Origin of the sequence: Nocardia jiangxiensis NBRC 101359 (assembly GCF_000308615.1) — a bacterium.
In the GTDB taxonomy this organism is placed as follows: domain Bacteria; phylum Actinomycetota; class Actinomycetes; order Mycobacteriales; family Mycobacteriaceae; genus Nocardia; species Nocardia jiangxiensis.
The window spans coordinates 146,234-169,563 of record NZ_BAGB01000172.1 but is presented as its reverse complement, the minus strand read 5'-3'; the positions used below and the strand labels follow the sequence as shown (position 1 = coordinate 169,563).

Sequence of the window (23,330 nt, the reverse complement as noted above, 5' to 3'; positions counted from 1 at the left end):
ATGACCGAATCCGTTGTCTCCGCGCCGTTCTTCCTGCGCGGTCAGTTGGTGGAAGAGCAGTCGGTCACGCACCGCTCACGCGACCTCGGTGTCGTATTCGCGACGCCGTCCATCGACCTGGATCGCGCGGTACATCCGCGAACCGAGGTGCCGCCGCTGCTGAACGTTCCCCTCGCGGAGATCATCGACTTCCTGGTCGAGACCGGCGATCGGATCCGCGACCCGAAGAACCCGTTCGTCCAGGAGTGCATCGATCGGATGTCCTCGACGCATGTGCTGCCGCCCGCGGTGCTGGAAGCGCAGGTCCACGGCGCGACATCGTATCTGGACAAGCGGCTGTTGCAGACCGTCGTCGAGCAGAACTTTCCGGATCCCCGGGCGCTGGACCAGTGGCTGCCCAAACAGGACTACACCGGTCGCAAGAGTTTCGTGCGTGCGTTCGCGCCGCGGCTGGTCCATGTGCTGCCCGGCAATTCGCCGGGTGTGGCGATCAAGTCGATCGCACAGGGCGCGCTGGTGAAGGCTATCAACCTGTTCAAGATGTCGTCGAGCGATCCGTTCACGACCGTCGCGATTCTGCGGACCATGGCCGATATGGATCCGAATCATCCCATCGTGCAATCGATGTCGGCGGTCTACTGGCGCGGCGGCGACGATGCGGTCGAGCAGGTGCTGTACCGGCCGCAGTACTTCGACAAGATCATCGCCTGGGGCGGTGGCGACGCGATCAACAACGTCGTCAAGTACCTCGGTCCAGGCTTCCAGTTGGTGTCGTTCGACCCCAAGACCTCGATCTCGATGGTCGGCAGGGAGGCGTTCGCCTCCGAGGAGGCGCTGGACACCGCCGCGGAACTGGCCGCCACCGATGTGATGGTGCTGAATCAAGAGGCTTGTGTGGCAAGCCGATTCACCTTCCTGGAGGCGAATCAGGAAGAGGCCGACCGGTTCTGCGAGCGAGTACACGCGCGCATCGTCGCGAAGGCGGCCGCCTCGGGCGACTCCCGGCCGCTCGACCTGGACCTGCGCGAGGAGATCGACGCACTCGCAATGCTCGACGACGAGTTCCGTGTCTGGGGCAGGACCGACGGGACAGGTCTGGTGATCCGTTCGGAGGAGCCGGTGGACTTCCATCCGATCAACAAGACCTCCAACGTGGTTCGCGTGGACTCACTCGACGACGCGATGCGATACGTCAACGTGGCTACGCAGACCGTCGGCTTCTACCCCTTCGAACGTATGCCGGACTACCGTGATCGGCTGGCCAGCGGCGGTGCCCAGCGCATCGTCCATCTGGGCGAGGCAGGCCCGAGCACGATCGGAAACCCGCACGACGCGATGTATCCGCTACACCGTTTCGTGCACTGGATGGCGCATGAGGACGGGGTAGCGGCTGCCGAGTAGCTGACCGGGACGGATATGGCCATGGGAGCCCCGGGTGTACTGTCCAGCCGACGTCGCGGGTGTCGATGGCCAGGTTCCGCATATCGGACCTGCCCTTTCGGTTGCGAGCGGCGAGACCGTCCGAGGTCGGGGGTACCGCCCTCGGAGCGGGCCGAGACACCTTCGATCGCACCCCGTGTAGGAGCATCCTGGTGCGGCCACAGCGGCAGGGCGGTGGCGACCGGACACCCGGGAATCCGTCAGCAATTTTCGCCGCGCTGACTTTCCACGCAGCCTGTCCTTACTTTTGTCCGGCGAAATCCCCCATGGATCGCAATGCGGGCAAACGGTATGGTGTGCAGACCTGGTCTGGAGAGTGGACCGCCCGGGTTCGTGGAGGCGATCATGCAAACGGTACTGGGTAAGGCGCAATTGCTGCTCGAGGCATTCGATGCCGAGGCGGGGGAGCTGTCACTGACCGAACTGTCCCGGCGCAGCGGGGTCGCCAAGGCTACGACGTTCCGGCTGGCGACCGCGCTGGTCGAGTGGGGTGTTCTCGAACGATCCGGGACGAGCTACCGTCTCGGCCTGCGTCTGTTCGAGCTCGGCCAGCTGGTGCCCACGCAACGGGTGCTGCGCGATGCCGCCCTGCCGTACCTGCAGGAACTGCATGCCGCGACCGGTGCGACGGTGCATTTCGCGATTCGGGCCGGTTTCGACGTGCTCTATATCGACAAGATCGTCGGCCATGGCGCGATCGAGATGCCGTCTCGGGTCGCGGGACGGCTGCCGCTGTACGCGACCGCGACGGGCAAGGCGATCCTCGCGTTGTCCGCCGCCGATGTGGTCACCGGGGTGGTCGAGAACGGGCTGCCGGCCTTCACGCGGCGGACGGTTGCGTCGGCGGCGCATCTGCACCGCCAACTCGTCACGATCCGGCGGAACATGCTTGCGGTGGAGGCCGAGGAAGTAGCCCCCGGTGTGGTGAGCGCTGCGGTGCCCGTGTTCGGGTCGCACTCGGTGCTGGTGGGAGCGGTCGGCATGTCCACCACCACCGCACGGATGAGACTCGAGCGGATGTCCGGCCCGCTGAAGACCGCCGGCGCCGGTATCACCCGGACACTGGGCTCGCTCGCGCGCTCGGCGTAGCGCCCGGGACGGGCGGACGCCGTCTGCTCACCGCGCCCAGGGCGGCGAAACCGAGCCCAGCCGATGCGGTCGTCACGATCGCCACCGCGAGACTGGTATTTCCCAGCAGCCCGACGATCGGTGCGACGACGGCCGCCGCGCCGAACTGTGCGAAGCCGACCATCGCGGCGGCCGTGCCCGCGATCGCGCCGTGCCGCGACAACGCCAGTGCGGGCGCGTTCGGCATCACGAATCCGGTGGCGCCGAGCAGGGCCAGGACCGGCAGGGCGAAACCGGCGAACCCGCCGGTCGCGGTTGCCGCGAGAACGATGAACGCCACACCGACCGTCGTGCTCACCAGCAGCGAGACCAGGCTGATCCGCAGCGGGGACCATCGCTTCAGTAGCACGACGTTCAGCTGGGACGCGCCGATCAACACCACCGCTCCCGCCGCGAAGGCGAAACCGTAGGTCTGCGACGTGAGCCCGAACTGGCCTTGCATCACGAAGGACGACCCGGCGATGTAGGCCCACAGGACCGAGCGGCCCAAGCCGCACACCAGTACCAGGACGAGGAACCGCGGATCGCCGATCAGGGTGCGATATCCGTTGAGCCCGTGTGAGATTCCGCGTTCGGCTCGTGCGTCGGGCGGCAGTGTCTCGGAAAGGGCGCAGGTGCCGAGCAGCATCATGCCCGCACCGAGCCCGGCCAGTACGAGGAACACTCCCTGCCACGAGACCGCGCTGAGCACCAGCCCGCCGACCGACGGCGCGAGAATGGGCGCGACGCCCATCACGAGCATCAACCGGGACAGCACGACCGCCGCGGCGCGACCGGCGAACAGGTCACGCACGACCGCCATCGCGATCACCCCCGTCGCGGCGGCCCCGAAACCCTGGAGGGCACGCAGGGCACCGAGCGCCGCGACCGAAGGTGCGAAGAAGCATGCCACCGAGGCCGAGACGTGCACAGCGGTGCCGATGAGCAGTGGTCTGCGCCGCCCATAGCTGTCCGACAACGGGCCCACGACGAGCTGGCCGATCGCCAGTCCCGCCAACGTGCCCGTCAAGGTGAGCTGCACGGCGGTGTCGGTCGTGCGGAAATGTGCCGAAATCGTCGGCAGCGCAGGCAGATACATATCCACGGTGAACGGCCCGAGCGCGGTGAGCATCCCGAGGACGAGCACGAGTCGAATCCGGTTCGCGCCTTCGGGCGGGCTCACCGGAACCGCGTCGCGAATGTTGCTGGTCGTCACGAATGTTGCTGGTCGAGGAAGCCGGTCACCACGGAGTAGTAGTCGTGCGGCCGTTCCTCCTGGAGGTGATGCGACGCCTTGTCCATCACGTACAGGTGCCCGTGCTCGATCATTCTGGCCAGCATCAACGGGTAATCCGGCGTGAGGAAGGCGTCGTACATTCCCCAGGCGAACAACACCGGCGCGGTGATCATCCCGAGTTCGGCGGTGAGATCCTGCCAGTCACCCCGGGGGTTGTCCGACGCTGCCGCGAGAGCCATTTCCTCCGGGTCGAGGCTCTGTTCGTAGCGCATGTCGAGGGTCTCGCGCGGGAGCTTGTCGCCGTCGAACCACTCGAGGCGGGTGATCAGCTGACGCATCTTCTCCCGGGTGGGACCCTCTCCGCCGTAGTAGACGTCCCGGGCCGTCCGGCCGCGGTGACCGTTCTCCGGTAGCGGAGCGAGCGGGCCGTGGAACACCGGCATGCTGCCCGTGATCACGAGCGCGCGCACCCGGTCGGGGTACTTGGCCGCGAGGTTGAGCGCGATCGTCCCGCCCCACGAGTTGCAGACGAAGTCGGCTCGGTCGATGGCCAACTCGTCGAGCAGCGCGACGATCTTCGCCGCGTGGAAATCCCACATCGGCCCGGTGATCGTGCACTTCTCCGACCGGCCGTACTGCAGGATGTCGACCAGTATCGCCCGGCGGTCACGCGCGAAAAGCGGTGCGACAGGACCGAAGTCGGACCACGCGGTGCAGCCCGGTCCGCCGCCGTGCAGGAAGATCGTGGGGTTCCCGGCGCCGAGGTCGTGGTAGTGGAACTTCACGCCCGCCGCATCGGCGTACAAGCTGTTCGGTAGTTGAGCCATGCGCACACTTGACGTCATTTCGCGAGCGGTGTGAAGGATCAGGGTCCGCTGGGCGGTCCCAGTCTGTGGCCGCGCCCTGTGCGCGCGGTTAGCTTGCGGCGCATGCGATCAGATCTGCGAACGGCCCAGGATCGGGCTCGCGCCCTCCTCGGCGCCGTCGAGCACCGCGATCTCGGCCCGTTGCGAGTTACCGAGGCGGTGGCCTTCGCGCGCGCGTGCGGCGAACGCGACCCCCGCCTGCTGGACCCCGAATCGACGGGCTTCCAGGTACATCCTCTGTACCTGCCCAGCCTGTTGCGCGGGCCCGACGGCGGCGTCGACGGTGACTACCGCGAAGACGGCATGTTCCGTGACGAGGTCCCCGGCACCGATGGACTGGATGTGCGCCTGATGGCGGGTGGGCAGAGCATCGCCTTCCACCGGCAGACGCCGCTCGGGGATCCGATCGCGGTGCGGCGCACGCTCGATGACGTGGCGTGCAAAGGTCGGCCTGGCTCGGAGTTTCTCCTGATGACGGTGTCGAAGGTCTTTCGAGCCGCGCGGGCCGGAGCACTGGCCACCGTCACCGAAAGGTTCATCGTCCGATGACGGCCCCGCACAGTGCGCACGCCGTCACAGGCCAGGAGATCGACCCTGTCGTGCTGCGGACCGACCCGGTGCGCCTGCTGCGCTTCGGCGCTGTCACGCACAACGCGCACCGCATCCACTACGACCCGGTCCACGCCGCGAGCGAGGGCCTGGACGCGCCCGTGGTGATGGCCCAGCTACACGGTGCGTTGTTGTTCCGAGCGGCGGCCGAGTTCGCCGGCGGGCCGAGCGGCGTGGTCTCCGTGGGATGGCGCAACCGCGCGCCCGCGTACGTGGGGTGTGAGCTCGTCGTGACCGGCGTCGTCCGCGAGATCGCCGACGGGCTCGTCACGCTCGAATTGCGGGAGCACACCGAGGACGGCGTGCTGTGCGCCGAAGGCGAGGCCGTGGTGGTCGCAAACGCGGAACGGGTCTGCTGAGCAAACCGAATCCGTTGGCGTCCGGCCAGGACTCGCCGAGTATTCGCACTATCACTCATCTCGTCTCGGGAGGACTTCACATGACTGGTGTCGAGGCGCCGAACGCCGCGCAGGAGGTGCCTGAGCGTCCGCGTGCGGCCGGAAGGCAGGACTGGACGGCCTGGCCCAAGTACAACGCGGCCGGCAGCGGGTACCGCGGCTACTGGTATCCCGTCACCTGGTCCAGCCACATCACCGGGACCCCGCAGAGCTACACGATCTGCGGCGAGAAGCTCGCACTCATCCGGGACGCGGGGAAGGTGTATGCGCTGCACGACCGCTGCCCGCACCGTGGGGTGCCGCTGTCGGAAGGCGACCAGCAGTTTCCCGGCACGGTCAGCTGCCCCTACCACGGCTGGACCTATCGCCTGACCGACGGCAAGCTCGTCGCAGTCATCACCGACGGCCCGGATTCGAAGATCTGCGGCAAGGTCGAGGTGCAGACGTACGCGGCGCAGGAGCGACTGGGGTTGGTCTGGGTCTACATCCCGATCACCCGCGAGCCCGCCCCGCCGCTGGACGAGCAGTTGCCGCGCGAACTCGTCGAGAACGAGGGCATCGTCGGCGGTCGTATTCAGCCGCGTGCGGGTAACTGGCGTTTCGCCTGTGAGAACGGCTTCGACGAGGGACACGCGAAATATCTGCACCGCACCTCGCTGTGGCGGCTGTTCAAGCCGATGCCGACCTGGAACATCACCCGCATCGTGCGCGAGGGCCGATGGATCTACCGCGTCCAGGACGAGGTGTATTGGGAGGCGGAATTCCCCGGCGTCGGGAAGTGGACCAACAAGCGGTGGTGGAAGAAGCGGCCGGACGAGACGAAGGTCTCGCAGATCGGCAACGTCGGCGCCGGACTGGAGGTGAATCCGGTCATCGCGGCGCAGAACTTCCCGGGCTTCGCGTCCCTGTCCATGCCCGGCGTGCTGCGCATCTCCTACCCCAACTTCATCCACTACGAGTTCTACGTGCCGGTCGACGACGACAATCACCGATATGTCGGTCTGATGGTGAATTTCGTGACCGGGGTGCACAAGCTCGGCTTCTACGCGAAGTACCTCGGGGCGATCCGCTGGTTGTTCCACGGCCAGTTCTCCGGGCAGGACGCGTGGATGGTCGAGGTCACCGACGCGCCGCCGGAAAAACTGTACCGGCCGGATGTCTCCCTGACCGCCTGGCGCAATCTCGCCGAAGAGGAGTACGCCGAAAAGCTCACGGCCGCTGTCGAATTCGTCAAGCAACCGGTGGCGCATACGCGTGCGCGCCGGGCATCGGCGAAACAGAACGGCACCGGCGAGGCGGCCTCCGCACAATCCGTCCCGTCCAGTGAATAGGGGAAGTACATGCTCAAGACACTGATCGCCTTCGTCGCGGGTGGCGCGGCCGTCGTGGGCGCGCCCGCCGCGTGGCGGATCCTCGCGCGGCACAGCAATACCCAGGTACACCAGGTTCGTCGATGACCGTCGCGGGAGCGGATGCGCTGGCCGGGTTGGATCCCCGCCGACGTCGCTGGGTCGAGGCGGCTTGCGCACGGGTGGACCGGAACCGGTTGCGCGATTTGCTGACCGGCCTCGTCGACATCGCGAGTCCCACCGGTGACGAGGCGCCGCTGGCCCGGCACATCACCACCACCCTGGCCGGGGCGGACATCGAATCGCAGACGATGTATCTCGATGACCGCCAAGCCAATTCGTGGGGCCGGGTGCGCGGCGACGGCACCGGACCGGACCTGCTACTGTACGCACCGATCGACACCGTGACCACGGGCGACCCCGACGAGGATCTGCCGTGGGTCGGTGAATCGCTGCGCGCCGACATGGTCGCGCGAGCCACGACGGTCCAGGACTACGTCATCGGGCTGGGCGCCTCCAATCCGAAGGGTCACGCCGCCTGCGTGCTGGCCGCGGGCGAGGCGATCCGGGCGGCCGGCGTGCCGCTCACCGGAGACCTGCTGTTGGGTTTCGGGGCCGGTGGGATGCCGACCAATGCCCGTCCCGGCGTGGGCAATCCGCGGCGGAACACCGGTCAGGGCGTCGGCTGCTCCTTCCTGCTCGAACAGGGGGTGTGGGCGGATTACGCCCTCATCGCCAAACCGGGGTGGACCGTCTCGTGGGAGGAGGTCGGGCTCGCCTGGTTCGAGATCACGGTGCACGGCAGTCACACGTACGTGGGCTCGCGGCACCGGTTGCCGTACCGGAACCCGGTGGCCCTGGCCGGGGCGGTGGCCATCCGGCTCGAGGAGTGGTTTCCGCAGTACTCGCGAGCGCACGACGACGGGCTCGTCGAGCCACAGGGCATGGTGGCGAACATCCGCGGCGGCTGGGAGCGCACCGCGTCGTTCACACCGGCCTGCGTGCGCATGATGGTCGATCTGCGACTCAGCCCGCGCACCACGCCCACCGCGGCCAAACGCGAATTGGTCGCGGCCGTGCGGCGGATCGCCGCCGAACTGGACATCCGCCTCGACGTGGAGCAGATACTGGCGATCCCGGGTGAGGGTTCGGATCCCCGGATGTGGCTGTGCCGCAAGGCCGTCGAGGCGTGGGAAGCGGCCGAAGGCGTTCCGCACCGGGAGTTCCGCGACGCGAGTGGCGCGACCGACGCGAACATCCTGCGCGGCCGCGGGATTCCCACCGTGCGGGTCGGCATGCCGAAGGTCGTGGATGCCCCGTTCGAGGTCGACTTCGCGATGGGCATGAACACGGTGGACCTGCGGGACGCGGAGAAGCTCACCAAGTATCTGGTCCGTGTCGCACTCGACACGGTCACCCGCAGCCTCGAGGAAGTAGGGATGGTCTGATGGCGACGATCGTGCTGGGGGTCGGAGCCTCGCACAGCACTCTGATGAACACGCACTGGGAGCAGACCACGCACAAGGCGGAAGCCGAGCGTTTCCGCAACGCCCTGTACACCGCGCGGGAACGGATCGCGGCCGCCGCACCGGACGTCGCGCTGATCATCGGCTCCAACCACTTCCGCGGATTCTGGCTGGACCTCATTCCGGCCTTCACTCTCGGTGTGGGGGAATGTGTTTCGAGCGGCGAATCCGGAACCCCGAAGGGGCCGCAGCCGGTCGATGTCGAGTTCGCCCGCTACCTGGCGAACACCGTGATCGAAAGTGGCCGTTTCGATCTGGCGTACTCGGCGCGGCTGCAGATCGATCACGGGCAGTCCCACGCGATCCAGTACCTGCTCGACGGACTCGATGTGCCGATCGTGCCGCTGGTGGTCAACGTTTTCGCGCCACCCCTGCCCACCTTCGCGCGGTCCGCGGAACTCGCCGCCGCGATTCGCGCGGCGATCGCGAGTTTCCCGGCGGACAAGCGAGTCGTCGTCATCGCGTCGGGCGGGCTCTCGCACCGGCTGCCCTGGCCGGACTGGCGCGACCCGCACGGTGAGGACGAGGATTTCATGGTCCGAGCGTGGCTGGACGGCCGGGAGAACTGGTCGGACTACGACGTGCGCCGCCGCGAGATCATCCGCGCCGCGCAGGCGGCCATCACGCCCGAGTTCGACGATCACCTGCTCGACCTCTTCGCGGCGGGCAAGGCGGCCGAACTCGCCGAGTACACCACGACCTACGTCCAGCAGGCGGCCGGGAACGGCGCGCAGGAGCTGCGCACCTGGCTCATGATGGCCGCCATCCTGGACTACATCCCGGCGGAACGCCTTGCCTACGAGGCCATTCCGGAATGGCTCACCGGAATGGGCGTCGCCGTTCTCGACCCCTCTCATCGCAACTCGTCATCACGAAGGACACGATCATGACAATCTGGAACGAACTGGCCGGGCTCGACTTCAGCCTGACGACCGTCGATGCGAACGGCATTCCCACCCGCGCGCTGCGCGCCGGAACGGGTGAGGAATCGGTGGTGTTCCTGCACGGCACCAGCGGCCATCTCGAGGCGTTCGCGCGCAACATCCCGGCGCACGCGCCGCTGTACCAATGCCACGCCATCGACATGCTGGGACACGGCTACACCGGCAAACCGGACTATCCCTACGAAATCCCGCGCTACGTCGAGCATCTGGTCGACTACCTCGACGCGGTCGGAATCCAGCGGGCACATCTGGTGGGTGAGTCGCTCGGCGGCTGGGTGGCGGCCCATCTCGCGAGCGAGCTGCCCGAGCGCGTGCTGTCGCTGCAACTGCTCGCCGCGGGTGGCACGGTCGCGAACCCCGCCGTCATGGATCGCATCAAGACATCGACCACGAAAGCAGTGCGCAGCAATGACATTCAACTGACGCGGGAGCGGCTGCGGCTGCTGATGCACGATCCGGCCGATGCCACCGAGGAACTCGTCGAAGTCCGGCACCGGATCTATCACCAGCCCGATTTCGTCGCGAACATCCACAACCTGCTGTCCTTGCAGGAGATGGAGACTCGGCAGCGCAACCTGCTGCGACCGGACCGGCTCGCGCGTATCCAGGCGCCGACGCTGGTGGTCTGGGGCCACGAGAATCCATTCGGTGACGTCCCGGAGGCCAAGAAGATGGCCGAGGACATCCCCGGCGCGCGGCTGCAGCTCTACCCCGAGTGCGGCCACTGGCCGCAGCACGAGCAGGCCGAGCAGTACAACCCGCTGAGTCTGGACTTCCTGGCCGAGGCGTCCGCGAAAGCCACGGCACCGGCCTGAGACAGGGCGATGCCGATATCGGTGGCCGGTCACGCATGGTGGTGCATGACCGGCCACCGCCCGTTCACGGCTGCGGCACATGCACTGGACCCTGTGAAAATACTTCGGCCGCAATGGAATATTGCGGCGATGTTTCCGGAACCGGTGCCCGTGACGCGCTGGATGTTGCGTCGGGGTAAGGCTGTCGCTGCGGGTTCATTCGGCGGACCGAGATGATTTCCAGCCCTGACGTACATGGCTAAGTTGCTTCACACCACCGCACGAATGCGGCCCAGATCACAGAACGAAGGTGTCGGTATATGGCCTGGCGATCTCAATTCCGTAGCGCTGCCCTCGCAGCGGTAGTCCTTGCCACGATGGCGGCCGCCGCGTGCAGCCGCCCGGCCACGCACAGCACCGCCGATTCGGCGGGCGGTTCGATCCGGATCGCGGTGGGCATCGATGCCTCCTACGCGCCATTCTTCGTCGCCGACCACGAGGGACTGTTCAAGCAGGCAGGTCTGGATGTGCAGCTGGTGCAGTTCGGTCGGGGCGGTGAGGCTGTCGACGCCCTCTCGACAGGACAGGTCCAGATCGCGGGCAGCTCCGACACCACCACCATCGCGCAGCTGCGGGAGAATCCCTCGCTGCGGGCGATGTACTCCTACGAGTCCTCCGGCGACTACATCAAAGTCGTGTTGCGCAACGGGATCGATGCGCCGGCCGCGGGGCAGAAAATGGGCATCGTTCCCGGCCTGAGCCAGATCTCCACGGAGAAGTATCTCGAAGCGCACGGTGTGCGGCCGGACTCGGTCAAGATGATCACGGCCACCCCGACCGACATGCCCGCGCTACTGAGCCGCGGCGACATCGACGGGTACGTGCTGTGGGAGCCGTGGCCCGCCGCGGCGCTGAGCCAGCACACCGGACATGTCGTCGCCCGGACCGGCGACTACAACTGGCTCTACCACCACTGGGCGATCACGACACAGCCGTGGCTGGCCGCGCACGAGGACACCGCGCGCAAGGTCGCCCAGGTTCTCGACAAGGCCACGCAGCTCGTCGAATCCGATCCGCCGGCTGCCGCGGCGGCGACGAAATCCGCGGTGAACGTGGCCGAGGACCAGACCATCACCGCGATCAAGGAAATCGACTTCGGTGTCCACAATCTGACCGCGCAGGACATCGTGTCGGCACAGTCGGTCGTCGATTTCTACAAGAAGATCGGCGCCCTGCGCGACCAACCGGACCTGCAGTCGGCGATGCTCACCGACTGGTACAGGAAGAGTGCGTAATGAGTGTGACAGCAATCAAGGGCGTTCCCGTCGAAATCGAAAACCTCGGAATAAGTTTCGGTGCCGCGGATATCGTCTCGGGAATTGATCTACAGGTGCGGGAGGGCGAATTCGTCTGTCTCCTCGGCCCGAGCGGATGCGGGAAGTCGACCCTGTTGTCGTCGATGGCGGGCTTCATCGAACCCACCGTCGGGGAAATCCGCTGTGACGGTACGACAGTCAGGCGAAGCAACCCGCACGCGGGCATGGTCTTCCAGAGTTCGGAGGCGCTCTTCGAATGGATGACCGTCAGCGGGAACGTCTCCTACGGACCGCGCATGCACGGGGCGAGCAAGGCCGAACAGGTACGGATCGCGGCGGAATACCTGGCCATGGTGGGCCTGCCGCACTCGGGTGACAAATTTCCCTCGCAGCTCTCGGGCGGTATGCGCCAACGCGTTCAGATCGCCCGTGTGCTGGCCAATCAGCCCTCGCTGGTCCTGATGGACGAGCCGTTCGGCGCTCTCGACGCGCAGACCCGGCAGGTCCTGCAGATCGAATTGGACAAGATCTGGCGGCACACCGGCTGCACCGTCGTGTTCGTCACCCACGACATCGACGAGGCGCTCACGCTCGCCGACCGCGTGGTGGTCATGTCAGCCGGACCGCGGGCCCGCATCAAGAGCATCTACCAGGTCGACGCGCCCCGCCCGCGCGATCGCGCCCATCCCGACGTGATCGATCTGTACGAGCAACTGCGCGACGACATCCGCGCCGAGGTCGTGGCGTCGTTGCGGAACCAAGGTATCGAGGAGGACGAGCTGTGACCGCCATCGTGCAGAGCCCCGCAGCGTCGGCTGGAAATGCGAATGCCAAACGGACACAGCGCAAATCGCTCGCGGCGGCAGGGCGGGTGACCCGCACCGCGCTGCTGTGGGTGGCCTCGGGGGTGCTCGGGCTCGCGGTGTGGTCCTTCCTCGCGTGGTGGTACGGGCCGACGACCATCGCCTCTCCGGGGGAGGTGTGGTCGGCGGCGGTCGAACTCACGCAGCGCGGCGTGCTGTGGGCGTCCGTCTCGGCGTCCGCGCAGCGAATCCTGCTCGGTTGGAGCCTCGGCGTCGTGATCGGCGCCCCGATCGGCATCCTGATGGGGCGCGTCAACCTGGTGCGTCAGTTGCTGGATCCCTATATCGAGTTCTTCCGCTTCATCCCGCCGATCGCCTTCGTCACGCTGGCGGTGGTGTGGTTCGGCATCGGCGAAACCTCCAAGATCGTGCTGATCTTCTACACCTCGGTGTTCATCGTGACCGTGAGTACCATCGCGGCCACGGTGGCGATCAGCGAGAACAAACTCCAAGCCGCGACGAATCTGGGCGCGAACCGGCTGCAACTGATGAAGACCGTGGTGTTGCCCTCGGCGGTCCCGGGCATCGTCACCGGAGCCCGGCTGGCGATGGGCAACAGCTTCCTGACCATCGTCTCCGCCGAGATCGTGGCCGCCGATCGCGGTATCGGCTCGATGATCTGGCAGGCCCGCAACTACGGCCGGATCGACTGGACGTTCGTCGGGATCATCGTGCTCGGCATCATGGGGTTCGTCTTCGACCGCGTACTGCGGTTGCTCTCGGCGAAATTCCTGTCCCGGTACGGCGTCAAATAGAAAGGGCCACAATGGATCAGCCTCCCACAATCACCGAGCTGGCCGGGATTCCGGGCCGCCCGGAATCGGATGATCTCGACGAGGAACGGCGCCGCCGCAAAACCGCGGTGATCGGCGGCTATCGCATCCTGTCGCGGTTCGGGCTCGACGAAGGCATCTCCGGGCACATCACAGCACGCGACCCCGAACGCCCGGACACTTTCTGGACCGCGCCCTTCGGCCGGCATTTCTCCACGGTGATGCCCGACGAACTGCTGCACGTCGCCTCGGACGGCACGATCCTGTCCGGCCGAGGCCCGTTGAACCGGGCGGCGTTCGTGATCCACTCGAAAGTGCACGAGGCCAGGCCGGAGGTCATCGGCGCCGTGCACGCCCACGGATTGCAGGGCAAGGCGTTCTCCTCGCTGCACCGCTTGCTGTCCCCGATCACGCAGGACGCCTGCGCATTTCACGACGACCACTCGATGTACGAGGAGTACCACGGCGTCGCACTCGACGAGGAGGAAGGTCGCCGTATCGCGCAGGCGCTCGGCGCCAACAAGGCCGTGATACTCACCAACCACGGACATCTGACCGTCGGCACCTCGGTGGAGAGCGCCGTGTGGTGGTACGTGTCGATGGAACGCTCGATGCAGGCCGAACTGACCGCTCGCGCGGCCGGGGAACCCGTTGTCCTGCACGACAAGATCGCGGCTCGGACCTATGAGGCGGTGGGCACCGAGAAGGTCGGCTGGTTCGCGTACTCGACCATCATCCAGAAGATCGCGGCGGAGGAACCGGAACTGTTCGCCGCCTGAATCGCGATCCGTCATTTCCATCCGCCGGGCCCGGCGGCCACGTCGTGTGGCTGCCGGGCCCGTTTCGTGCGCCGAACTCGATCCGGACGGAGTCTGCTGACCGGACCGAGTTCATTTATCAAGGGCCGTAAGCTGATTAGCGTTCGCGCTGTGAACGAATCGCCCCTCCTCTCGACCACCACCGAACTCGACGTCGACATCCTTGTCGTCGGCGCGGGCCCGGCGGGACTCTACGGCGCGTACTACGCGGGTTTCCGCGGGCTGCGCGTTGCCGTGCTGGACGCGCTCGCCGAGCCGGGCGGGCAGGTGAGCGCGATGTACCCGGAGAAGTCCATTCTCGATATCGCGGGATTCCCGTCCGTCAGAGGTCGTGACCTGATCGACGGGTTGCTCGCGCAGGCCGCATCGTTCGACCCGATCTACCTGCTCGGGGAGCAGGCGCTGAGCCTGTCCCACGACGCGTCCGGCAATGCGGTCGTCGCGACGAGCAAGGGACGCACCATCACCGCGGGCGCGGTCGTCGTCACCGGCGGTATCGGCACCTTCACACCCCGGCCGTTGACGAAGGGCCTGGACTTCCTCGATCGGGGACTGAGTTACTTCGTTCCCGACCCGTCGGTGCACGAGGGGAAGGACGTGGTGATCGTCGGCGGCGGCGACAGCGCGTTCGACTGGGCCGTCCATCTCGAGCCGATCGCCAACTCGGTCACCCTGGTCCATCGACGCGACAGGTTCCGGGCGCACAGATCGACCGTGGCCAAGGTGTCCGACAGCTCGGTGCGGGTGCTGGTCAACGCCGACGTCGCGGCCGTGCGCGGCAACGGCTGGATCGCCGAGGTCGACGTCGCGCACAAACTCGACCGCTCGATGACCACTCTGCCGGCCCAATCCGTCATCGCCGCATTGGGTTTCACCGCGGATCTGGGTCCGCTGACCGAATGGGGACTCGACATCGATTCTCGGCACATCGTCGTGAACACCCGCATGGAAACCAATCTCGCGCGCGTGTACGCGGCCGGCGACATCACCGACTATCCCGGGAAGGTTCGTCTCATCGCGGTCGGTTTCGGGGAGGCCGCCACCGCGGTGAACAACGCGGCGGCCGTCCTGGATCCGGACGCGGAGATCTTCCCGGGGCATTCCACCGAACAGGAGGACTGACAGATGGCATTCGTGATAGGCGAGGCCTGCATCGACTACACCGACCGCTCGTGCATGGAGGAATGCCCGGTCGATTGCATCTACGAGGGCGAGCGCAAGCTGTACATCAACCCGAACGAGTGCATCGACTGCGGCGCATGCGAATTGGCGTGCCCGGTGGAGGCGATCACCGTGGACCGCAAGGCCGCACCGGAATTCAAGGAGGACAACAAGAGGTTCTTCCTGGACATCCTGCCGACCCGGACCGAGCCGGTGGGCAATCCGGGCGGCGCGGCGAAGATCGATGCGGTCGGCGTCGACACACCGATGGTGGCGGCGTACTGATGGGCGCGAATCTCCGATTCGCCTACGCGGACACGTCTTTCGGTCAGCTGCACTACGCCGAGCAAGGGGACGGCCCGGTACTGCTCCTGCTGCACCAGACGCCTCGCTCCTGGGACGAATTCCGGGAATTGATCCCGCTGCTCGCCGACGAGCACCGCGTGATCGCGATGGACATGGTGGGTTTCGGCGCGAGCGCGAAACTCCTTGCGCCGCAGACCATCGAGCTCTACGCCCAGGGTGCGTGGGAACTGCTCGACGCGATCGGCGTCGACCATGCCGCGGTTCTCGGGCATCACACCGGCGCCGCGGTGGCGCTCGAGCTGGCTGCCACCGGCAGCGAACGGATCGCCGCGGTGGTGCTGTCGTCCTGTCCGTGGACCGACGAGCGCTACCGTACCGACCACGCCACCGGAGCCGGTGTGGACCGCGCGCAGCAGAGTGAGGACGGGGCGCATCTGCGGACTCTCTGGGAACTGCGCAGACCGTACTATCCGGCGCCGGTCGCGGGTTTGCTGGACCGGTTCGTCCGCGACGCCCTCGCCCCCGGCGTCGACCCGGCCGAGGGGCACCGCGCGTGCGCCCGCTACCGGATGGAGGACCGGATCGGTTCGGTGACCGCCCCCGTACTCCTGATCGGCGCGGGCGAGGATCCGTTCTCCATGCCCAACCTCCCGGTGCTGAGCGCCCACCTCACCGCGGCCCGCTCGGTCCGTAGCGCGACGATCGAGAACGGTACGGTCGCGCTCATCGAGCGCGAGGCCGCGGCCATAGCCGCGGTGACGCGAGAGTTCCTGGCATCGACCGAGGTCACCAGGGCCGATGTAAACACTGTGAAACGGGTCCACTGAGCGAACCGTGTGACGTGCCTCTCATGGCATCCGGCCCGTAGCGTGACGACATCAGGTGAGCGTGCCGCCGTGGTCGGCCGAATCGACAAGTTCCGCTCGCCACGGCCCACCAGGAGGTATCCCTTGACGACAGCTACTCGAGGACCCGGTGGAATCGGACCGGTGGTGCCGATTGCGCAAGCCCAGCAGTCCGGCGCCGACATGCCCACCGTGCTCGGCAAAGCCCGGCTGATTCTCGACACGTTCGACAGCGAATGCAGCGATCTGTCCCTGACCGAACTGACCCGCCGCAGCGGCGTGGCGAAAGCGTCGGTCTATCGGCTGGCCGGCGAGTTGGTGGAGTGGGGCCTGCTCGAACGAGCGGGCACCAAGTACCGGCTGGGTCTGCGGTTGTTCGAACTCGGTCAGCTCGTGCCCCGGCAGCGGATCCTGCGCGACGCGGCGCTGCCGTATATGGAGGATCTACTGCTGGCCACGCAGGAAACGGTGCATTTCGCGGTTCGGGACGGTATCGACGTGCTCTACATCGAGAAGATCGTCGGTCACCGCGGGCTCAACCAGCAGTCGCGGGTGGCGGGCCGGTTGCCGCTGTACTGCACGGCCACCGGCAAGATCATCCTGGCGTTCTCGCCCCCGTCGGTGTTCGACGAGGTCGTCGAGCAGGGGTTCACTGCGCTCACCCGCCGCACCACGATGTCCGTGGGCGTGCTGCGCACCCAGCTCGAGCGGATGCGCAAGGAGCAACTGGCGGTCGAGGTCGAGGAGACCCGGCTCGGCTACATGAGCGTCGCCGTGCCGGTGTTCAGCGGCCCGCGCGTGCTCGCGGGCGCCTTGTCGGTGACCGCGCCCACCGCCCGGCTCAACGTCAGCCGCATCACCGGCGCCCTGCGGACCGCGGGCGTGGGTATCACGCGGACCTTGCAGGCGATGCGCTGCACACATACCGCGGGTGAGACGACGCCGCGCGAGAGTGCGTGCAGTGCCGCGATGTGTTCGTTCAACGGGTGCGGGCGCTGACTCCGCTCATCGCGTCCGGGTCGGCCGGAAGCCCTGGCGCTGCGCGTCCCAGGTGTCCGGCCCGACCCCGCGAGCGCGTAATTCCTGCTTGCGCACCTTGCCGGTTTCGGTGAGCGGAAGTCTCGTCACCAGGTCGACGTAGCGGGGGAGCGCGAAGTAGGCGAGGTCGGCCTCGGCGAAGCGCAACAGGTCCGCGGGGTCGAGCACGGCGGCCTCGCGCGGCACGATGGCGGCCATCACCTCGTCCTCCGCGAGTTCGGACGGCACCGGGAAGACCGCGACCTGCGCGACGTGCGGGTGCCGGGACAGTACCGACTCCACCTCGGTCGCGGAGATGTTCTCCCCGCGCCGACGAATCACGTCCTTGAGCCGGTCCACATACCGGAACCAGCCGTCCGGGCCGCGGATCACCCGGTCTCCGGTGCGCAGCCAGGCGCCTTCCGCCGGGACGGCGTCACCGAGATACCCGGCCGCGAATCCACCGCGGCGCAGGCTCCGGACCAGCAATTCGCCAGGAACGCCGTCGGCGACGGGACGGTCCTGGTCGACGACCCCGGCTTCGTAGCCGTCCATCACGGTGCCGATGAAGCCGTCCCGACGCCGTCCCGGCAGCGACCCGAGGACGAGATTCGTTTCGGTGGTACCGAATCCGTCGATGAGGTCGATACCGAAGCGTTTGCGGAACGGTTCGTACAGGTGCGCCGGCGTGGCGGGCGACAGCGCCCGGGTGACCCGGTGGGCCCGCTCGCTCGGGGACGGCGGGCGGTTCATCAGCATGGGCACCATGGCGCCGAGCAGATAGGTCACGGTGGCACCGGACTCCTGCACCGCAGACCAGTAGCCGCTTGCCGAAAATCGTTCTCCCAGTATGAAAGTGCCACGCCAGACCAGCGCCTGGAACAGCGTGCCCAGGGCGTTGGTGTGGAACAGCGGCAGGCAGTTGTACAGGACGTCGCCCGCACGCAGACCCAGCGAGCGCCCGACTCCCCCACCCCACCAGAGGAATTGGGCGTGCGGGCAGCGAACACCCTTGGGCAGGCCGGTGGTGCCCGAGGTGAACAGCACCGCGGCGAGATCGAGATCGGTCACCGATGCCGGGTCGCGGGGCGGATCGGTCATCGCCGAATCGACCCGGGGGGCCGTATCCGAGCCGACCAGCCAGCACACGCCCGCGAACCGCGTCGCCTCGACCTGTGCGGCATACCGTGGCTCGGTCAGCAGCCGACGCGCCCCCGACTCGACGAGCACGTGGCGCAGACCCTCGCCCCGCAAAGCCACATTCAACGGCACCACGACGGCTCCCAGCCAGGAGCAGCCGAGGAACAGGTCGACGAGCTCCACGCGATTGTCCAGCAGTGCCGCGACCCGGTCTCCGGCTCGAACTCCTTGCGCGTGCAGGGCTTCCGCCATGGACGCTGCCCGGACCAGAAGCTCGCGATAGCTCACCGCGACCGGCCCGGCACGCACCGCGATCTGCTCCCCGCACTCCTCGGCCCGCAGAACGAGCAGTGCGGGAATGGTCATCGCCGCGGGAAGTCCCGGTTCGGCGTGCAGCGCCTCGCTGGTCATGGCACGACGACGGCGCGCCCGGCCACCTTGCCTTCGCGCATCAGTTGCAGGGCGTCGGCGATCCGATCGAGCGGGAACTGCTGCACCGCCAGCCGCACCTCACCCGCGGCGAGCTTGCCGATCAGCTCGGGAGCGAGTTCGGCCTGCCGGGCTCCCTTGCGAATCATGTTGACCGGCAGGATCTTCACGTCGCTCAGCAGCCAGTTGGGCAGATCGAGAGCCAGTTCGGTGCCCAGTGTGTAGCCGATCAGCGCGGCTCGTCCCCCCGGCACGACGCGGCCGAGCAGCGGGGACAGCACATCGCCCCCGAGGGTGTCGATCAGGACCTCGGCGACGGGCTTCTCACCCAGTTGCTCGGCCAGTACGGAGCCCCGGCCGACGACCGGGCGTACCCCGTCGGGCAGCAACTCCACCTGATCCTGCCGGGGTACCACGCCGATCACTTCCGCAGCACCGGCGAGCAGGGCGAATTGGGCGGCCATCGAGCCGACCGCGCCCGATGCGCCGGACACGATCACGCGTTCTCCGGCACGGACCTCCGCGACGTCGTGTACGGCGACGTACCCGGTGGTGCTGGGCAGGAAGAAGGTCGCCGCCACCTCGGGCGGCAGATCGGAGTCGAACGGCGTGAATGCTCGGTCCGCCGCGACGAGATACTCTGCCCAGCAACCGTTCTTGGTCAGCCCGATGCCGCCGCCCCGCACCAGCACCCGCGTTCCCGCCGCGAAGGTGTCCGACTCGACGACCGTCGCGGCGCCGTCGGTGCCGCCGATGTGCGGCAGCGGTGGCTTGATGTCGAATGTGCCGCTCGCCACGGTCATGTCGAGGTGGCCGAGCGCCGCCGCGTCGATCCGCACCAGCGTCTGGCCCGCCTTCCGAGCGGGGATGTCGATGTCGTCGAGGACCGGTGCCTCACCGAAACTGTGTAGCCGCGCGGCGCGCATATATCTCCTTCGTGTGCGGGTGAGTGGTTCAGGAGAGGATCGACGCCGCACGCAGCTGCGCGATCCGGTCAGGTGGGTACCGCAGCACGTCGTGCAGTACCGCATCGGTATCGGCACCCAGAAGTGGTGCGGCGGTACGGATTTCACTGACCGTACGGTTCATCCGGACGGGTGCGCCCTCGTGCAGGAAGGTGCCCGCGCGAGGGTGTGCGCGCCGCACATAGAAGCCGCGAGCGCGCAGATGGACATCGCTTTCGACCAGATCCCGGCCGTCCTGCACCGAGCCCGCCGGCACGCCCGCGCCTTGCAGGGCCTCGGTGACCGTCTGGACGGGCAGCGTTCTGGTCCACGCGGTGATCGCCGCGGTGATCTCCGAGTCACGCGCCCGCCGTTGCTCGGCGGTGCGGAACTCGTCGGCATCCGCCCATTCGGGGCGTTCGATCAGCTCGCACAGAGCAAGCCAGTCGGCCTCGTGGCGCACCGCGATCGTCACCCAGCGATCGGAGCCCAGACAGCGGAACACGCCGTGTGGTGACCACGCGTCCTCGGTGTTCCCCTTGGGTTCGGGAACCTGCCCGGTCCCGGTCGACCGGATCACCGCGGTGCCCATGTGTGCGGCCATCGCCTCGAGCTGCGAGAGGTCCACATGCTGGCCGCGGCCGGTGCGGTCGCGGTGTTCCAGCGCGGCCAGGGTGGCCGTCGCGGCCTGCAGTCCGGCCACGATGTCGCCGTGGCCGTAGATGACGCCGACCACGTCATCGGCATCCCAACCGGTCAACGCCGTCAGACCGGTACTGGCCGAGACGATGTCCGCGTACGACACCCAGCTGCTGCGCGGCCCGGTGTGGCCCATGCCCGACATCGAGACGTACACGATGTCGGGGCGTAGTTCGCGAAGCCGCTGGTAGCCCAGCCCCATCTTCTTCAGCACCGACGAGCTGAAGTTCTCGATCACGACATCGCTGGCGGCGATCAGGTCGGCGAGTACCGCCAGGCCCTCGGGTGTACGGGTATCGAGGGTGATACTGCGCTTGTTGCGGTTGACGTCGTTGAAATAGCCGCTGGTGTCGGGATCGTCGTGCGGGCCGCGGGACAGGTGCATGGCGGGGGAGAAGCGCGTCGGGTCCGGGCGGCCCAGCGATTCGACCTTGATGACCTCGGCGCCGTGATCAGCGAGAATTCTGGTGCAGTAGGGGCCGGCCAGGACCCAGGTCAGGTCGAGCACCCGGATGCCGTCGAGGCTGCGTCTGCCGGACTGTGCCTCTTGTTTCGGGAATGAACCTGTGACAGTGCGTTTTTCGGATATCAGCGATTGGTCGGCGCCGAGCCGGGGTACCACGAGTTCACGGACCCGGCGCCCTTCCGGGAACGCGAAGCCGAAGCCCAGATCACGAGTCACCTCGTCGCCGGAGACCACATCCAGGAAGAAGTCGCGGTCGTTCAATTGCGGATTGACGAGCAGTTCGGCGGGACCGTCCACCGCGGCCCAGGGCAGTTTGCGCTCCTGTGCGCGGACGGCGAACTCCTCTTTCGGCCATTTCGCCAGAAAGCGTTGCAGGACAGCGAAAATGTGATCCTGGTGGATTTTCCGTTCCACCGGATCGCGCCAGCGCGGGTCGTCCAGGTCCTCCTGCGCTCCCTCTTCGATCAGCCAGCGCAGCGTTTCGTCCCACATCCGTGGGCTGCCGCCGAGTCCGCCGCCGAGGAAACCGTCTGCGGCGGTGAACAATCCGTGTGGCACCAGTGGATGCACCCGTCCCGGCCGACCGGGAACACGATCCTCGTGCAGGTATGCCAGGGCGCCCGCTTCCAGGCTCGCCGCGACGCACTCCTGCGCCGAGATGTCGACGAACGGCGCTGGGCCGAAACGCCGGGCGCGCAGGCCGAGCAGCGCGCCGATCGCCGCGTTGACCCCGGCCAGTTGCTCGGCCTGTCCTTCGGGCAAGCACAGCGGCGGAGCGTCGGGCGTACCGACCTGCGCCATCATGCCGCCCATCGCGGCGACCGTGAGATTCGTTGCCGCCCAGGAGCTGTGCGGGCCGGACACGCCGAATGGCGTCACGCGCACGTGTACCGGTGAATCATGCTGGGCGGCAGGAGTTTCCGATCGAGCATCGGTGCCGTCGAGCAGGATGTCCGCGCCCGCGACCAGACGCTCGAGCGCGTCCCGATCGTCCTGGGCGGCCAGATCCAGCACGACCGACCGCTTACCCGCGTGCCAGTGGGCGAACGCGTATCCGTCGAGTTCACGGCGGGCCGGGTCGCCATCCGGGGGCTCGACCAGGATGACCTCGTAGCCCAGACCGACGAGTATTCGCCCGGCGAATCGAGTGAACGGGCTCGACAGTTCCACGACGCGGACAGTGGATTCGGCCACTGGTACTCCAATCCGTATGGTGTGCGAGCCTCCCGCGGCGCTGCACCGGGCGCGACGGCCGGGGCCGGTGGAGGGTCATGATTGTGTGCTGCCGGCCGGGCCTCGCCCGGGGCCTACTGCGCGTTCCGGGGGAACCAGCCGCTGAGCATGACCCCCTGCGGATCGATCTGCCCGCTCAGCTTTCCCTGACCGCGGAAGAAGTTCACGAGTTCTCGTGCTTGCTCGATATCGGCGGACGTGAAATCGCGTCCCTTGAAATCGATCTGGGTCAGCTGGCCGCGCGCTTCGGCCGGAGCCATGTGGATGGCATTCGCCACCGCTTTCGCCGCCCGGTCGGGATCCGCCGCGATGATGTCCGCGGCCTGCGCGATCACGCGGAACACCTGTCCGGCGAGTTTCTCGTGGCCCGAGAGCCAGCTCTGTGACGCCAGCAGCCACTGCGAGTATTTCGCGCCGAAGTTGCCTGTCGTCCCGGCGATCTGCCCGTCCGAGGCCACTGCTCGGGAGACCCAGGGATCGAAGGAGATGAACCCGTCGATATCGCCGCGTGCCAGCAAGGCGGGCTGCTCGGGAGGACTGGTCGTCACGAGGGCCACCGACGCCGGATCCAGACCCACGCTGCGCAGGTAGCGATCGGTGAAGTACAGCCCGATACCCGGGAAGACGCCCATCTTCCGGATGGACTTCGGCGTGACGCCGTTGCGCAGCACCACTCGGAAGTATCGATCGGAATCCTCGTACACACCGAGCGCCCGGAGTCCGGGATTGCCGGCCATGACGGTGAGCGCGGTGGAGTCCGCGTTCCCGGACAGTTCCGAGGTGCCCGCCACCACGTTCTGCGCCCCGGCCGCGCCGCCCTCGGTCTGGATGACCTGTACATGCAGCCCTGCCTCGGCGAACATGCCCTCGCTGTCGGCAAGGAAGATCGGCGCGTACGAGGGGTCGACGCCGACCGAGATGCGAACCAGGTCGCCCGCGTTGCCGACAGCCTGCGTGGCCGGCCGGGTGCAGGCGGTGGCGGCGATCGTGATCGCCGCGACTGTCGCCACAACGGCGACCCCGTATCGCCGGAGAACTCTGATCATGTGT

22 protein-coding genes are annotated in these 23,330 nt (G+C 67.4%); 16 read left to right on the top strand and 6 right to left on the bottom strand.

What is annotated here, in order from left to right; all coding sequences use genetic code 11:
- Together ON40_RS45330 and ON40_RS45325 are read left to right on the top strand one after the other, a co-directional pair.
- Positions 1-1,401, top strand: coding sequence for an acyl-CoA reductase (locus ON40_RS45330; RefSeq protein ID WP_040832041.1), 1,401 nt, complete (start codon positions 1-3; stop codon positions 1,399-1,401).
- A 384-nt stretch (positions 1,402-1,785) separates the two neighbouring features.
- Entirely contained in the window at positions 1,786-2,529 is a 744-nt protein-coding gene (locus ON40_RS45325) for an IclR family transcriptional regulator (protein WP_040832135.1), read from the top strand.
- Here ON40_RS45325 and ON40_RS45320 read toward each other — a convergent pair.
- The gene (locus tag ON40_RS45320) at positions 2,492-3,763 is read right to left on the bottom strand and encodes a multidrug effflux MFS transporter (RefSeq protein ID WP_051194572.1); all 1,272 of its coding nucleotides are present in this window, start codon (positions 3,761-3,763) and stop codon (positions 2,492-2,494) included. The genes ON40_RS45325 and ON40_RS45320 overlap by 38 nt on opposite strands.
- On the bottom strand, positions 3,760-4,611 hold the full coding sequence (locus tag ON40_RS45315) for an alpha/beta fold hydrolase (protein WP_174435123.1): 852 nt from the start codon (positions 4,609-4,611) through the stop codon (positions 3,760-3,762). Before ON40_RS45315 ends, ON40_RS45320 begins: the two co-directional genes overlap by 4 nt.
- 102 nt (positions 4,612-4,713) lie before the next feature.
- Here ON40_RS45315 and ON40_RS45310 point away from each other — a divergent pair, with 102 nt between their 5' ends.
- The 14 genes from ON40_RS45310 to ON40_RS45245 all read left to right on the top strand — a co-directional run bounded on the left by ON40_RS45310 (position 4,714) and on the right by ON40_RS45245 (position 17,351).
- Complete coding sequence (locus ON40_RS45310) at positions 4,714-5,199, top strand: FAS1-like dehydratase domain-containing protein (RefSeq protein ID WP_040832038.1); 486 nt, start codon at positions 4,714-4,716, stop codon at positions 5,197-5,199.
- Complete coding sequence (locus ON40_RS45305; RefSeq protein WP_040832036.1) at positions 5,196-5,618, top strand: hotdog family protein; 423 nt, start codon at positions 5,196-5,198, stop codon at positions 5,616-5,618. Before ON40_RS45310 ends, ON40_RS45305 begins: the two co-directional genes overlap by 4 nt.
- Positions 5,619-5,698: 80 nt before the next feature.
- Positions 5,699-6,988 carry a Rieske 2Fe-2S domain-containing protein gene (locus ON40_RS45300; RefSeq protein ID WP_040832034.1) on the top strand — a complete coding sequence of 430 codons (1,290 nt, stop codon included), beginning with the start codon at positions 5,699-5,701 and terminating at the stop codon, positions 6,986-6,988.
- 122 nt (positions 6,989-7,110) lie between these two features.
- The gene (locus ON40_RS45295) at positions 7,111-8,454 is read left to right on the top strand and encodes a M20 family metallopeptidase (protein WP_040832032.1); all 1,344 of its coding nucleotides are present in this window, start codon (positions 7,111-7,113) and stop codon (positions 8,452-8,454) included.
- Entirely contained in the window at positions 8,454-9,422 is a 969-nt protein-coding gene (locus ON40_RS45290) for a DODA-type extradiol aromatic ring-opening family dioxygenase (protein WP_040832030.1), read from the top strand. The genes ON40_RS45295 and ON40_RS45290 overlap by 1 nt, the downstream gene beginning before the upstream one ends.
- Positions 9,419-10,291 (top strand): alpha/beta fold hydrolase, encoded by an 873-nt coding sequence (locus tag ON40_RS45285; RefSeq protein ID WP_040832027.1) that lies wholly within the window; start codon positions 9,419-9,421, stop codon positions 10,289-10,291. Before ON40_RS45290 ends, ON40_RS45285 begins: the two co-directional genes overlap by 4 nt.
- A 299-nt stretch (positions 10,292-10,590) precedes the next feature.
- Positions 10,591-11,565: an ABC transporter substrate-binding protein gene (locus ON40_RS45280; RefSeq protein ID WP_040832025.1), complete on the top strand. Its 975-nt coding sequence runs from the start codon at positions 10,591-10,593 to the stop codon at positions 11,563-11,565.
- Positions 11,565-12,371, top strand: coding sequence for an ABC transporter ATP-binding protein (locus ON40_RS45275; protein WP_040832023.1), 807 nt, complete (start codon positions 11,565-11,567; stop codon positions 12,369-12,371). The genes ON40_RS45280 and ON40_RS45275 overlap by 1 nt, the downstream gene beginning before the upstream one ends.
- Positions 12,368-13,204: an ABC transporter permease gene (locus ON40_RS45270; protein WP_040832021.1), complete on the top strand. Its 837-nt coding sequence runs from the start codon at positions 12,368-12,370 to the stop codon at positions 13,202-13,204. Before ON40_RS45275 ends, ON40_RS45270 begins: the two co-directional genes overlap by 4 nt.
- Before the next feature lie 11 nt (positions 13,205-13,215).
- Positions 13,216-14,001, top strand: a complete 786-nt coding sequence (locus ON40_RS45265) for a class II aldolase/adducin family protein (protein WP_040832018.1) — start codon at positions 13,216-13,218, stop codon at positions 13,999-14,001.
- A 150-nt stretch (positions 14,002-14,151) separates the two neighbouring features.
- Positions 14,152-15,162, top strand: a complete 1,011-nt coding sequence (locus tag ON40_RS45260; protein ID WP_040832016.1) for an NAD(P)/FAD-dependent oxidoreductase — start codon at positions 14,152-14,154, stop codon at positions 15,160-15,162.
- Between the two features lie 3 nt (positions 15,163-15,165).
- Positions 15,166-15,486, top strand: a complete 321-nt coding sequence (fdxA, locus tag ON40_RS45255; protein WP_040832015.1) for a ferredoxin — start codon at positions 15,166-15,168, stop codon at positions 15,484-15,486.
- On the top strand, positions 15,486-16,334 hold the full coding sequence (locus ON40_RS45250) for an alpha/beta fold hydrolase (RefSeq protein ID WP_040832013.1): 849 nt from the start codon (positions 15,486-15,488) through the stop codon (positions 16,332-16,334). Before fdxA ends, ON40_RS45250 begins: the two co-directional genes overlap by 1 nt.
- A gap of 201 nt (positions 16,335-16,535) precedes the next feature.
- Complete coding sequence (locus tag ON40_RS45245) at positions 16,536-17,351, top strand: IclR family transcriptional regulator (RefSeq protein ID WP_083896430.1); 816 nt, start codon at positions 16,536-16,538, stop codon at positions 17,349-17,351.
- Positions 17,352-17,357: 6 nt separating this feature from the next.
- Here the strand turns inward: ON40_RS45245 and ON40_RS45240 are convergent, their stop codons facing one another.
- The 4 genes from ON40_RS45240 to ON40_RS45225 all read right to left on the bottom strand — a co-directional run bounded on the left by ON40_RS45240 (position 17,358) and on the right by ON40_RS45225 (position 23,326).
- Positions 17,358-18,920, bottom strand: coding sequence for an AMP-binding protein (locus tag ON40_RS45240; RefSeq protein ID WP_040832009.1), 1,563 nt, complete (start codon positions 18,918-18,920; stop codon positions 17,358-17,360).
- Positions 18,917-19,864: a quinone oxidoreductase family protein gene (locus tag ON40_RS45235; RefSeq protein ID WP_040832007.1), complete on the bottom strand. Its 948-nt coding sequence runs from the start codon at positions 19,862-19,864 to the stop codon at positions 18,917-18,919. The genes ON40_RS45240 and ON40_RS45235 overlap by 4 nt, the downstream gene beginning before the upstream one ends.
- Before the next feature lie 28 nt (positions 19,865-19,892).
- Positions 19,893-22,241, bottom strand: coding sequence for a CaiB/BaiF CoA-transferase family protein (locus ON40_RS45230; RefSeq protein ID WP_040832005.1), 2,349 nt, complete (start codon positions 22,239-22,241; stop codon positions 19,893-19,895).
- Positions 22,242-22,354: 113 nt separating this feature from the next.
- Positions 22,355-23,326, bottom strand: a complete 972-nt coding sequence (locus ON40_RS45225; RefSeq protein ID WP_040832003.1) for an ABC transporter substrate-binding protein — start codon at positions 23,324-23,326, stop codon at positions 22,355-22,357.
- Positions 23,327-23,330: the final 4 nt, after the last annotated feature.

Bases quoted from the DNA above. Each gene is read 5' to 3' on its own strand.
- ON40_RS45245 (WP_083896430.1), top strand. From the start codon at position 16,536: ATGCCCACCGTGCTCGGCAAAGCCCGGCTGATTCTCGACACGTTCGAC.
- ON40_RS45265 (WP_040832018.1), top strand. From the start codon at position 13,216: ATGGATCAGCCTCCCACAATCACCGAGCTGGCCGGGATTCCGGGCCGC.
- ON40_RS45290 (WP_040832030.1), top strand. From the start codon at position 8,454: ATGGCGACGATCGTGCTGGGGGTCGGAGCCTCGCACAGCACTCTGATG.
- ON40_RS45310 (WP_040832038.1), top strand. From the start codon at position 4,714: ATGCGATCAGATCTGCGAACGGCCCAGGATCGGGCTCGCGCCCTCCTC.
- ON40_RS45315 (WP_174435123.1), bottom strand. From the start codon at position 4,611: ATGGCTCAACTACCGAACAGCTTGTACGCCGATGCGGCGGGCGTGAAG.
- ON40_RS45330 (WP_040832041.1), top strand. From the start codon at position 1: ATGACCGAATCCGTTGTCTCCGCGCCGTTCTTCCTGCGCGGTCAGTTG.
- ON40_RS45235 (WP_040832007.1), bottom strand. From the start codon at position 19,864: ATGCGCGCCGCGCGGCTACACAGTTTCGGTGAGGCACCGGTCCTCGAC.
- ON40_RS45280 (WP_040832025.1), top strand. From the start codon at position 10,591: ATGGCCTGGCGATCTCAATTCCGTAGCGCTGCCCTCGCAGCGGTAGTC.
- ON40_RS45250 (WP_040832013.1), top strand. From the start codon at position 15,486: ATGGGCGCGAATCTCCGATTCGCCTACGCGGACACGTCTTTCGGTCAG.
- ON40_RS45275 (WP_040832023.1), top strand. From the start codon at position 11,565: ATGAGTGTGACAGCAATCAAGGGCGTTCCCGTCGAAATCGAAAACCTC.
- ON40_RS45225 (WP_040832003.1), bottom strand. From the start codon at position 23,326: ATGATCAGAGTTCTCCGGCGATACGGGGTCGCCGTTGTGGCGACAGTC.
- ON40_RS45325 (WP_040832135.1), top strand. From the start codon at position 1,786: ATGCAAACGGTACTGGGTAAGGCGCAATTGCTGCTCGAGGCATTCGAT.
- ON40_RS45285 (WP_040832027.1), top strand. From the start codon at position 9,419: ATGACAATCTGGAACGAACTGGCCGGGCTCGACTTCAGCCTGACGACC.
- ON40_RS45305 (WP_040832036.1), top strand. From the start codon at position 5,196: ATGACGGCCCCGCACAGTGCGCACGCCGTCACAGGCCAGGAGATCGAC.
- ON40_RS45295 (WP_040832032.1), top strand. From the start codon at position 7,111: ATGACCGTCGCGGGAGCGGATGCGCTGGCCGGGTTGGATCCCCGCCGA.
- fdxA (WP_040832015.1), top strand. From the start codon at position 15,166: ATGGCATTCGTGATAGGCGAGGCCTGCATCGACTACACCGACCGCTCG.
- ON40_RS45300 (WP_040832034.1), top strand. From the start codon at position 5,699: ATGACTGGTGTCGAGGCGCCGAACGCCGCGCAGGAGGTGCCTGAGCGT.
- ON40_RS45240 (WP_040832009.1), bottom strand. From the start codon at position 18,920: ATGACCAGCGAGGCGCTGCACGCCGAACCGGGACTTCCCGCGGCGATG.